Here is a 12,550-nt window from a genome sequence, read left to right as displayed (position 1 = left end):
AAATAGATTGGATGGAGCTAATCAATTTTTGTAGTGATCTATGAATCTACAGTGTGGAATAAAAAAACCACCCAATTTTTCAATCAGGTGGTTTGTAAAACTTAACTTTACGAATTATTGAGCTGCTTGTTGCTCTGCCTGAATCGCAGTCAATGCAATCGTGAACACAATGTCATCTACCAATGCACCACGTGACAAGTCATTCACTGGCTTGTTCAAGCCTTGTAGCATTGGGCCAACACTCACCACGTTAGCAGAACGCTGTACTGCTTTATACGTCGTGTTACCTGTGTTCAAGTCAGGGAAAATGAACACATTGGCGCGACCTGCAACTTGAGAGTTTGGTGCTTTAGAGCGACCAACACTTTCAACCGATGCTGCATCGTACTGTAATGGGCCATCAATCAGTAAGTCAGGACGACGTTGTTTCGCAATTTCAGTCGCTTTCGCTACTTTTTCTACGTCAGCACCTGCACCCGAAGTACCAGTTGAGTAAGAAATCATGGCAATACGTGGGTCAATACCAAACGCTTTTGCAGAGTCAGCAGATTGAATCGCAATTTCAGCCAATTGTTCAGCATCTGGGTCTGGGTTAATCGCACAGTCACCGTACACATATACTTCATCTGGTAACAGCATAAAGAATACTGAAGATACCAATGAATAATCAGGTGCAGTTTTAATGAGCTGGAATGCAGGACGAACTGTATTGGCTGTAGTATGCACAGCACCAGACACCAAACCATCAACCTGATCAAGTGCTAACATCATCGTACCTAATACGACAGTATCTTGCAGCTGTTCACGTGCTTGATCGTCAGTAAGTTTGCCTTTACGCATCGCAACCATTTTTTCGACATAGTTTTCACGAATCAAGTCAGGATCAATGATTTCTAAGTCGTGTGGAAGCTCAATACCGCGTGCTTTGGCAACATCGACTACCGCTTCTGGTTTTGCCAATAATACGCAGTGGGCAATACCACGTGATTGACAAATCGCTGCAGCTTGAACGGTACGTGGCTCATCACCCTCTGGAAGCACGATACGTTTTTTCGCTGCAATAGATTTTTGCACCAATTCATGGCGGAACGCAGAAGGCGATAAACGTGGTTTATGCGTATCGCTGATTAATTGGGTTAACCATTCTGCATTGATGTGACTGGCCACAAAGCGGGTAACTTGTTCTGCACGCTCAGTATCATCTACAGGAATTTCGTTGCTCAGGTTTAATAACTGTTGTGCAGTTTCAAAGGTGCTCAATTTAGTATGTAAAATTGGCAAGCCATTTTTCATTGCTGCTTGGCAGAACTCTAAAGCTTGTGCGCTTGGTGCTTGATGTTCAGTTAACACCAAACCTGCAAGTGGAATACCATTGCTGCTGGCTAAGCTACTGGCAAGCAATACATCGACACGGTCAGAACCACTGATAATCAGCTCGCCTGCAACGAATTTATGCATTTCGTGTTCAATATTCGATGCAATTAAGCTGCTGTGTAATACACGGCGCTGCGCTGCTTCACCTTGGTTAATCCATTCTGCAGAAATGTGTGCAGCCAAGTCCGACATGCGTGGCACACTTAAAGTATTGCTGAATGGCACCAAGCCAATCACTGGCATGCAATCTTTACCAATCATTGGATGTGTAGTTTGAATTTTGCTGACAAACTGGTTGGTGTCGCTAATTAAACGTAAGTTTGGATCAAGCGTAACAGGAATTTGTGCAGAATCTTCTGGTAAACCTTTGGTACGCATAAACAATACGCCCGCAGTACGCTCACAAGTTGCACCACCAAAGAAACGTAATTGATTGTCTACTTTTGACGCTGTTTTAACAGCATTGTTGATGTCGGCATTGCTGACAATAATGACTTTTGCATCAAGTGCTTTAGCCAAATTTGCATTCAATTCAGTTGCAAATGGATCACGTCCGTTTGGCAACACGCCTTCTACAATAATGATATCGTGATGTTTAGAAATTTCACGATGTAAACGAACTGCATCTTCAAGCAATTCGTCATTTTCATCATTTTTTAAACGCTCAGTCAGCGCAGTATAAGAAATCGGCTCAACTGTTTCATGCTTGAACAGGTGACGATACAACGCAGTTGTGCGGTCTGCTTCAGGTTGTAATTCTTGTGAAAAAGGCTTTAAGAAACCTGCTTTTACGCCTTGGCATTCCAAAGCGTAAATTAAACCTAAACATGCTGATGTTAAACCAACACCAATTTCTGTAGGAACCAAAAGTATTGTTTTCATAATTTTTTCTAAATCGTAAAGGGACTGATTGAAAGTGGCTGAGCACTACGATTGCTTAAGCAATCGCAGCGTCACATTCAGACTTTTTTGCAGCTGACTTTAGCTCCTCTGCAACTTGCGCAGTTTCTTTCGCAATACGGCCTTCTTCGTCAGTTGGTACAACCCAAATTTGTGGACCGCCTGTACCTGCATCAATACGACCTTCAGTACCGCGTTTTAAGCTGTCATTGCGTTCTTTGCTGAAGTTAAAGCCAAAGTGTGGCAAGTAAGATACAGTTTTTTCACGGATGTACGCAGAGTTTTCGCCAATACCACCTGTGAAGAATAAGCCATCTAAGCGTGGTAAACCACAGCTAAGTGCAGCTAAAGATTTAGCTAAACGGTAGCAGAATACTTCAATTGCAAGCGTTGCATCTTCGTTGCCTTGTTCAGATGCTTCAATCAGGGTACGCATGTCGTTCGATAAGCCTGACAAACCAAGTAAACCACTTTGGCTGTTTAGCATTTTGTCAATTTTGTAGATATCCCAACCTAAGTTGCTTGCAAGGAAGCTGTGTAAGCTTGGGTCTACATCACCACTACGAGTACCCATCACCAAACCTTCAAGTGGGGTTAGGCCCATCGATGTGTCTACACTTTGACCATTCCAGATTGCACAAGTCGAGCTACCGTTACCCAAGTGAGCAGTTAACCAGCCACCTTGTTTGAAGCTGCCAGCCAACTCTGAACCGCGCTCTGAAACGTATGCGTGACTTGTACCGTGGAAGCCATAACGACGTACGTTGTGGTCGGTATATAAGAATTTAGGCACTGCATAACGGTAAGCGTGAGCAGGCATCGTTTGGTGGAATGCAGTATCAAATACAGCCACTTGCGGAAGTTCTGGGAACAAACGCATTGTTGCTTCAATACCCACCAAGTGTGCAGGGTTGTGTAAAGGTGCAAGCGGAGTTGCTTCACGAATACGTTGCACGATTTCTTCAGTTAATAATTCTGCTTTGGTTAAAGTACCGCCGTGTACAACGCGGTGACCAATGGCTTGTGGCTTATATTGAGATAAGCGACCAAGAATAGTTTCCAATGCTTTTTCATGGTCAGCATGTGGAATAGAAAGTTCGAGCGGCTCACCACCTGCGGTAATGCCTTTAATGCGCGCATCAGCAGAACCTAGATTTTCTGCCAAACCAAAGATACGATCTCCAACGCTTTCAGATACAAGCGCATATTTGATAGAAGAAGATCCGCAGTTAATCACTAATACTGATGTAGTCACTTTTATGTACCCGAATTCTAATTGAAGTTATCCCTAGTCAATCAAGCTGCATTGCAAGATATGGCAAACGGCAATCTATTGTGTTGCAATCTTGATCATTACGTATGTTTTATCATGGGTTTTTTATTGCTCCTAGATAGACTTTAGGAGATTAGACTTAAGCATTATCGACCATGAAATCAGAAATAATTAAAATTTATCAGCCCGAAACTTTCATTTTTTCATGAAATGATGGTCTAAAATTTCTGCTTAATTCCTGTTGTATTCTCTTAACATAGCACACTTCATTCTGCAGGCGAGTGGCAAACTGTTTTAAATTATTTCCTCAATCTTTGTCGGTTTATTTTGATTTGGCAGCGTATTTAATTTCCGACCAACGGACAATCACATAAGCAATCAGTGCCACCATAAAAAACACCAACATCATCCACGCCAAGCCTTGTAAGGTTTCAATAATGGTGCGGTAAATTTCCAATACCCAGCGTTCTTGCGTCAGTTCAATCACAATTCTTTTGTCATTTTCGGCATAGGTGAGTGGGGTAATGTATTTTTCCATATCGTAAATACGAATGCCTGAAGATGTGCCGACCACCATGCCTGCAAATTTGGTGTACTTTGCCCATGCTTCATGAATTGGGTCGTGGATGATACGCGCCAAAATTGCATTGATGGAGCTGGAAAACAGACGCATGACAATGAACGACACCAACAGTGCTAAAGCAAAGGTACTAATAATCAAATAATAAAACATAAGCATCGCCACTCTTTTTGATGATTTTTCTAATCTTGATGGTGTTTTTATTTTAAGTGAGCGTGAGGCAGAAATGTGTAGTGGAACTGTGTCTTAAAACAATGTCTAAAAAATAGAAGGGAATAATGTTCAGCTTCCTGTGAAACTGAACATTATATTTGGATATTGCAAAATTACAGATGGATTTTATTGGCGGATTTGACCATCGCCAAACACGATCCATTTTTGTGAGGTTAAACCTTCCAAACCGACAGGGCCACGGGTATGAATTTTATCGGTAGAGATTCCAATTTCAGCACCTAAACCATATTCAAAACCATCAGCAAAGCGTGTAGAAGCGTTAATCATGACTGAACTAGAATCTACCGCAGCCAAGAATTGACGCGCCAAACTAAAGTTTTCAGTAATAATGGCATCAGTATGATGTGAACCATATTTATTGATATGTTCAATTGCCTCATCAATTCCTGAAACCACTTTAACTGCCAAAATTGGGCCTAAATATTCGGTGTACCAATCTTCTTCGGTTGCTGTTTTAACACTTGTACCCAAAATCTTTTGGGTTGCAGGACAGCCGCGTAATTCGACTTGTTTTTCTGCATATAGCTCGGCAATACGTGGCAAGAATTGTGCGGCAACAGCCTCATCGACCAACAATGTTTCCATGGCATTACAGACGCCATAACGGTGAGTTTTTGCATTCAGGGCAATAGGCAGGGCTTTTTGTAAATCGGCCTGTGCTTCTACAAATACGTGACAGTTACCATCCAAATGTTTAATCACTGGAATACGCGCTTCATTGCTGATGCGTTCAATCAGACTTTTACCGCCACGTGGCACAATTACATCTACATATTCAGACATGGTAATTAATTGCCCAACGGCAGCACGGTCTGAGGTGTTAATCACTTGCACCGATGTTTCTGGCAAGCCTGATGCTTTTAAGCCGTGTTGAATCGCGGCAGCAATCGCTTGGTTAGATTCCAGTGCTTCAGAACCACCACGTAAAATAATCGCATTGCCTGATTTTAATGCCAAAGACGCAGCTTCAAGGGTTACGTTTGGACGTGATTCGTAAATCATGCCCACCACACCTAGCGGTACACGCATTTTGCCCAATTGAATACCAGATGGACGGTAAGCCATATTGGTAATTTCACCAATTGGATCCATGAGACCAATCACATCTTTCAGACCTTGTAACATGCCTTTAAAGCGTGCGGGGTTAAGTTCTAAGCGATCAAGCAGTGCGCTATCCAAGTTGTTGTTACGACCTTTGGTCATATCAATTTGGTTGGCAGCTAAAATAGCGGACTCGCTATTTTCCAATGCCGTATAAATAGCCGATAACGCATTGTTTTTAGATTGGGTAGAAGCGCTTGCTAAGACACGAGAGGCTTGGCGTGCTTGTTGTCCTACCGTTTGCATATATTGTTCAATAGACTCTTGCATAGCGGTTTGATCACTTAGAAATTTCAACTCGATATTAACAGTCTGTGCCTGCACAATGAAGCGTCTCAGCGGAAAATCGACTAAATTGTTCAATCTTTTCATATTTTTCAATGCTTTCATCACAAAAATTAATATTTTGAAATGCTTTATGATTTAAAAGTAGATGAGCGGTCATAGAAAATGTTGCGTATAAAATCAGCACCTGTATAGAATGATGCGATAACGACATTGATGTCATTCACAACAATAAGCAGGATGCCACTTTAATTCAGATAAGTGGGTAATCGTTCAATGACGAACACTTGCACAATAAAAATAAAATGCGCATGGAGGTAAGGAATATGAATTCCATGATCCAGATGGACACGGATGTACAGGACGCAAGTTCGCATGTCTGTTTTTTTGATATTTACGATAAACACAGCTTTAAACAACCCGCTCGTACCACTTGGATCAACGGCTGGAAAGTGGAATACATGGCAATTGCTCAGCCAGAAACCGCACATTTAACTCCAATTGTGATTATTGGTGGTGCATTCCAAAACTTTAATTCATATAAATATTGTGTCGAGCAGCTTTTTCGTGCAGGGCCAATCATTTTAATTGATATGCCATCTATGGGCGCCAATCAGCAAATGACCAATGTGGAAACAGGTGAGTCGGCAGGAACGCTAGAACTGCATGATTTAGGTCAGATGTTGGGTGATTGGCTGGATATTGTCGGCTTAGATAAAGTATCCGTCATGGGCATGTCATTGGGTTCGGTGGTGGCATCGTGTCTAGCAGATCAGCGTCCTGAATTGATTGATCGCATGATTTTAATGGGGGTTATGCAAAAGACCCGTAAAAGTTGGCGCATGTTGCTTGAAGAATCACTGCATTTAATGAAAGAGCAGCGCATGGATGAATTTGGTCAGGCGGTGATTTTATACTTGGTCAATCATGCCAAAATGGAACAAACTCGCATGTCACCGACTGCAAAGCGTTTGTTTTACCGACAAATGGCCGACTTTACCGCTACAGAGCAAGATCGCTACGATGTGAACTGCAACCGTTTATTGCGGTTAACCAATGTGCCTATTCCGCAATGTAAGGTTTTGGTGGCGTGTGGGCAATATGACAGTTTTACCTTGCCGCATGAAAATGCCAATTTTGCCTTACAGTGCCCGAACATGGAATTTGCCATGATTGCCAATGCAGATCATGTGCCGCAATTACAGCGCCGTAAAGAAACCATGAATTTATTTGCGACCTTTTTAAGCGATGAATCTATTCAGGACTTAGATGGCATTATTCCAATGACACGTGCGCAACTATTGACGATGGAACGCCGTGGAGAAGCGCGTATTCGGGTGCAAAATCCGCAAAGTCATTTGCAGTATCGTCATTCTGATTTGAAAATTGCTACGCACATTGTCGATTTAAACTTCTTTGGTGTATTGCTTGATTTTGAAAATGCTGCGTTGGCGGCACAAGCAGCACAGTTTGAACGAGATATGGCCTTAGAATTACAGGATGAGGAAGGCAGTTTTAGCATTGAATGTTTAATTTTTGAAAGCCAAGGGCAGCAACTACGCGCATTATTTAAGCATGGTAGTTTTGAGGTGGCAGAGCGTTTGTTGCGTTATGTGGAACGTCAAAAAGCGGCTGCACAAAATTTGGAATATGCCCGTTAGTAGATAAAATCAGTGCTTGGTTTAAAATTATCCAAAGAAAATAGAATCAAAATAGCGTGTTAAACCACGCTATTTTTTTTGTAGGCATGAACCATCCAGACTAAATCGCCTAAATGTTCTGCGGTTGTTTTTTCTAAAGAGCTGTTGGAAAAATACAGTTGTGGTTGTTGTAGCTGCACTTGCTCAAAACCTGCATTTTGAAAAAACTGAGTTAATTCCTGCGGAGATTGAAAGTGAAAGGTGAAAGCACTGCGTGACATAAATTTCAATAATCGGCTGCAGTTCCAAATAAAATTGGCGAGCTTGTTTTTGACGGGTTCAGGGTAAATATCGGTTAAATAATGCAGTTCTGGAAAGTCTTGGGTGTAGTTACACATGCCATTTAACAGCTGTTGTAGCATGTCTTTGCTGAAGTAGTTAATTAAACCTTCACTAATAATTACTAAGGGCTGCGAGTGATCAAAATATTCAAAGGCCTGTTGAAAGGATTCACTAAAAATATCGGCGGTGAGAACTTCAGGTGCGTCGTGGTCAATTTGTCGTAACGCTTGAGTTTTAATTTGCGCCATATCAGGCAAATCCAGTTCACGGTAATTCAGTTCAGGATATTTTTGTCGAAAGTTCCAGCTGCGTGGTGACAGCCCAGATGCAATTTCGAGCACTTGTAATTGCGGATGTTGCTGAATCAGTGCGGTTAAGTGTGCATCAATCATTTGGTGACGTTGTTTGAGGGTGCTGCGCATACTGCCGCCCACATGACGTTCTGCCCAGTTTTCTAAAGGATGTACCAATTTGGCTAAAAACTTGCCTTTTCGGGTCGCAAATACAGGATGTGAAATCCCCCTTTGATACCAGATATATCCCGTATAATGTGCGGTAAAAGAAATATGCCGATGTTTGGACAATGCAGTCGTGTCTGAGCGAGTTGGCTTGGCATCCGAGTTGTGCATTTCAGTCCTTTTTTCTGTCGTGATTTTGCTGTTCAGCAATGTTTTTGTCATTTTCGTATAGACCTTAATTGTTTGTATGGTGGTCGTTGTCTTTTTAGGCATGCTTTGACACTCAAGCTGCGGTGTCAGGCATATACTCAAAATAGAATAAGTTTATCATAATCAAAAAGGAACAAGCTGTCGTGTTCCTTTGTCGTATAAATGCTGTGAAAAAGTGAAGGCGTATAGGGTCTGTTGACATTTCATAAATGGCTTGCGCTGTAGGCTAAAACTGAGCAGATCAGGCATAAAACGCAGGGAATAGTGGACCTATTTTCAAGTTCCATAACGCAATCTGAGAAAGTTTTAGCCACATGAGCAAGAACAAAGCGTTGCTTTGTTTGCTGCGCAAGGGGGCGAGCATATTTTTTGCTGCTATTGCGTTATGTGCCAGTCATTTAGAATGACTAAATTTCCTGTCCCATGCCTTATATCAGCTAAAAAATCTTGCGAGATATATCTCTCACGTCGCAAACATAGACGAATTGTCAACAGACCCTAGTTAGTTTGTGGTGATCTCAAGTCGCAGCGTTTTTAGTGGTACTTGAATAATTGGTCGGGTCGTGACTAGTTTGTGCTGCCAGTAGCGCGGCACTTTGTTCTTTAAATACCAAGATACGATCACGGACGCTTCGCCATTCATCACCCAAGTCTAAAACTTCAGCAATGCTAAACTCTGCACTAAGCTCAGGGATTTTACCGCGCATGCGTTCTAAACGTGCCTGATTCGGCAAGGGTAAATCGGCAATCGCATTTAAAGCCAATCGTTGTGCAGCACGGTTGTTGCAGACCAATCCCATGTCACAGCCTGCAAGCAAAGCGGCATGAATACGTGCATCGGCATCGCCTGCTACACAAGCCGCCTGCATGCTTAAATCATCCGAAAAGAGTACACCATCATAGTCCAAGTCTTTGCGAAGCACTTGCTGTAACCAAAACTCAGAAAAACCTGCAGGGTTCGGATCGACCTGATCATAAATGACATGCGCAGGCATGAGCGCATCCAGTTGATTTTGCAGTTGGATAAAGGTTTGCATATCCTGTTGTTGAATTTCGGCAAAAGAACGTGAATCTATCGCGGCAGCAACGTGAGAGTCTGCTTTAACCGATCCATGTCCAGGAAAGTGTTTGCCTGTGGTTGCCATTCCTGCACGATGCATTCCACGTAAAAAAGCATCTGCCAAAGCAATAATATCGACAGGACGCGCAGCAAAAGCACGATCTCCAATGACATCACTGATGTCATTTAAATCTAAAACGGGTGCAAAACTAAAATCAATGCCTACGGCTAATACTTCGGTGGCCATCAACCAGCCACATTCTTCGGCTAAATCTAAGGCACGTTCAGGTTCGTTTTGGTATAACTCGCCAAATCTACCCATAGCAGGCAATAGGGTAAAACCTTGTTTTAAGCGTTGTACGCGTCCGCCTTCCTGATCGACTGCAATTAAAATATCAGGGCGTACCTGACGCATGTGGTCGGTCAAGGCGCGTACTTGCGCAGGAGATTGGATATTTCGGGCAAATAAAATGACTCCACCGACTTGCGGAGCGCTTAATAGTTCAATATCTTCTTGAGTAAGTTCTGTGCCAGCGATGTCGAGCATCAATGCGCCAATCATATTGGGTGTCCGTATTCGATTTTTATCAATAAAAAAACAATACCTGAATTCTGCAATGATTTGCTACATTTTGACAGCACAGATTATGATAAAACTACACGACAGACCCAAATTAAGTTGTATAAGATTTTGAATCTGCTCAATTCATTGTGAAAAGCAGAGATTGGTCAAAAACCAAGGACGTAAATATTTTTATGAAACTTCAAACCATCGCTTGTGCGGTTGCAATAGCAACTGGCGGTTTTTTCTTTTCTCACGCCATTAACGAGGCAATTGCAGCCAATAATACCGCTGTCGTTGCTAACAGTATTGTGCCGACGCAGGAACAAGCTTTGGTTTCGCGTCAATTGGCGACCTTGGTCGATCGTCAGCATTATTTAAATCAGCGTTTAGATGCTGCGACGTCGCAGCGCATTTTTGATTTTTATATCGACAGTTTAGACCCTGACCACACTTTGTTTTTGGCTAAAGAAGTTGAGCAATACCGCAAACAATATGCAGCAACATTTGGCGCTTCATTAAAAGCAGGCAATTTGGCTGGACCGTATCAAATTCATGCACAGTATCGTGAACGCTTAAAACAGTTTTATCATTTCATGTTGGCAGAGCTGAAAAAACCACAAAATTTAAAACAGCCAAATGTCACGATTGAAACAGATCGGGAAAAAGCACCGTTCTTTAATACTGAAGCAGAAATGCGTAAGCATTGGCAAAAAATGCTGGTGTCGCAGCTCATTAACCTGACCATTAGCAAAGAAGAAGAATTGGCAAAACAAAAAGCCATTAAAGATAACCCTGAATTGACCAATGGTCAGGATTTGGCAAGTCCAGAAGATTTGACTCCAGTGCAGACTTTAACTAAGCGCTATACTCGTCAGTTAGAGCGCATGGATCGTTTAAAGAGCGATGATGTGCTGGATAAAACTTTGAATGCGATGATGCTGACTTATGATCCGCACAGCAATTATTTCCCACCTGTTGATGCGATGGAGCTGAATCGTCAAACGACTTTGCAGCTTGAAGGGATTGGGGTGTCGATTCGTCCTGAACGGGGCAATGAAGACTACACTAAAATTGAAACCATTGTTGAAGGTGGCCCTGCCAGTAAAACAGGGCAGGTGAAATCGGGTGACCGCATTATTGGTGTGGCGCAAGATGGCGAAAAAATGGTGGATGTTGTGGGTTGGCCGAGTAATGAAATTGTTGGGCTGATTCGTGGTAAACGTGGCACCAAAGTCACTGTGCGTTTGTTGGGTGCGGGTGCGGCGATGAATCAGGCGCGTAATGTGACCATTGTGCGTGATGTGATTCAGGAAGAAGATGCGGGAGTTCGCTCACGAACGATTGACATCAAACGTGATGGTCAAACTTATACCTATGGTGTGATTGAAATTCCATCCTTTTATTTGAATTACCGTGCACGTCGTGCAGGCAATGAATATCGCTCGGTGTCGGAGGATACCAACAATGCCCTGAAAAGTTTGGCGGCCAAAAATGTCGCAGGGATTATTGTCGATTTGCGTAACAACCCTGGCGGTTCACTAGAAGAAGTGGCACGTATGCTTGGGCAAGTAATCAAATCAGGCCCTGTAGTGCAAATTCGTGATGGCAATGGCAACGTGAGCGTATTTGAAGATGACGATGGCGGTGCACAGACTTATGCAGGCCCATTGGCAGTGATGATTAACCTTGCTTCTGCTTCGGCCAGTGAAATTTACTCTGCTGCAATTCAGGACTATCAGCGCGGGATTGTGATTGGTAGCACCACCACAGGTAAAGGTACAGCGCAGGTACAACTCGACACCTTAGCCTATGGGCAGGCGACCTTAACTCAACGTAAGTTCTACCGTATTACAGGTGGAAGTACCCAAAACAAAGGTGTGATTCCTGACATTAAACTGGTGGATATTTACAATGAGGAGTTTGGTGAACGCAAAGCGAAAAATGCTTTGAAGTGGGATACTATTCCAACTGCACCATTTAAGCGTGAAGGTTCAGTACAGCCGTACATCACCAAGCTAGGGCAATTGTCACAGCAACGTGTCACGCTTGATCCGCAATTTCAATATTTGGAACAACGTAAGCAAATTGCCAAACAAACTGAAGATCGCAAAAGCATTGTGTTAGATATTGAACAACGCAGAGCAGAGTTGTTAGCTTTGGAGCAACAAACGCTGACTGCGGAAAACAAACGCCGTCAGGAAACAGGTTTGAAACCATTTGCTAATTGGGAAAGCTATCAGGCATCTATTGATGCTTTGGCAGAAGCGCGTGCCAAAATGAAAGCGGCACAACGCCCTGCTTTACCTGAGGAAGAAGCTTTTGTGATTGAAGCAGCGCAGGTGTTGCAAGACTATGCCATGTTACAAAAAGGTGTTTCTGAGCCGAATCAACCTTAAAACAATGTTAGAATCTTAATCAAATAGAACCAGCAGCGAAAAGTTGCTGGTTTTTTTCATCCTAAAGCGAAAAGTAAAGTGACAAGATGCATATAGCTTTGAGTCAGACAGCTATTTTTAGCAGTTTTGAAT

At 42.7% G+C, this 12,550-nt stretch carries 8 protein-coding genes; 2 read left to right on the top strand and 6 right to left on the bottom strand.

Going from position 1 to position 12,550, the window contains the following annotated elements; all coding sequences use genetic code 11:
• Window positions 1–114: 114 nt before the first annotated feature.
• The 4 genes from pta to FTU92_RS00780 form a co-directional block, all read right to left on the bottom strand.
• On the bottom strand, window positions 115–2,256 hold the full coding sequence (pta, locus tag FTU92_RS00795; protein WP_004974865.1) for a phosphate acetyltransferase: 2,142 nt from the start codon (window positions 2,254–2,256) through the stop codon (window positions 115–117).
• A gap of 55 nt (window positions 2,257–2,311) precedes the next feature.
• Window positions 2,312–3,529 (bottom strand): acetate/propionate family kinase, encoded by a 1,218-nt coding sequence (locus FTU92_RS00790; RefSeq protein WP_096901391.1) that lies wholly within the window; start codon window positions 3,527–3,529, stop codon window positions 2,312–2,314.
• 340 nt (window positions 3,530–3,869) lie between these two features.
• Window positions 3,870–4,280 (bottom strand): hypothetical protein, encoded by a 411-nt coding sequence (locus FTU92_RS00785; protein ID WP_026438428.1) that lies wholly within the window; start codon window positions 4,278–4,280, stop codon window positions 3,870–3,872.
• Window positions 4,281–4,466: 186 nt separating this feature from the next.
• The gene (locus FTU92_RS00780; protein WP_180095464.1) at window positions 4,467–5,732 is read right to left on the bottom strand and encodes a glutamate-5-semialdehyde dehydrogenase; all 1,266 of its coding nucleotides are present in this window, start codon (window positions 5,730–5,732) and stop codon (window positions 4,467–4,469) included.
• A gap of 341 nt (window positions 5,733–6,073) precedes the next feature.
• On the opposite strand from FTU92_RS00780, the gene FTU92_RS00775 reads away from it, so the two are divergent.
• Complete coding sequence (locus tag FTU92_RS00775; RefSeq protein ID WP_004974874.1) at window positions 6,074–7,408, top strand: alpha/beta fold hydrolase; 1,335 nt, start codon at window positions 6,074–6,076, stop codon at window positions 7,406–7,408.
• A 59-nt stretch (window positions 7,409–7,467) separates the two neighbouring features.
• On the opposite strand, the gene FTU92_RS00770 is transcribed toward FTU92_RS00775, so the two are convergent.
• Both FTU92_RS00770 and nagZ read right to left on the bottom strand, forming a co-directional pair.
• Window positions 7,468–8,358 (bottom strand): class I SAM-dependent methyltransferase, encoded by an 891-nt coding sequence (locus tag FTU92_RS00770; RefSeq protein WP_004974878.1) that lies wholly within the window; start codon window positions 8,356–8,358, stop codon window positions 7,468–7,470.
• 557 nt (window positions 8,359–8,915) lie between these two features.
• Window positions 8,916–10,019, bottom strand: coding sequence for a beta-N-acetylhexosaminidase (gene nagZ, locus FTU92_RS00765; protein ID WP_179988890.1), 1,104 nt, complete (start codon window positions 10,017–10,019; stop codon window positions 8,916–8,918).
• A 194-nt stretch (window positions 10,020–10,213) separates the two neighbouring features.
• Here nagZ and FTU92_RS00760 point away from each other — a divergent pair, with 194 nt between their 5' ends.
• Window positions 10,214–12,418: a carboxy terminal-processing peptidase gene (locus tag FTU92_RS00760; RefSeq protein WP_096901393.1), complete on the top strand. Its 2,205-nt coding sequence runs from the start codon at window positions 10,214–10,216 to the stop codon at window positions 12,416–12,418.
• Window positions 12,419–12,550 lie beyond the last annotated feature (132 nt).

Origin of the sequence: Acinetobacter sp. YH12205 (genome assembly GCF_013418125.1) — a bacterium.
Taxonomy (GTDB): domain Bacteria; phylum Pseudomonadota; class Gammaproteobacteria; order Pseudomonadales; family Moraxellaceae; genus Acinetobacter; species Acinetobacter towneri.
Note: the sequence above shows the minus strand (reverse complement) of the source record. Positions and strands in the feature narration are given on the sequence as shown.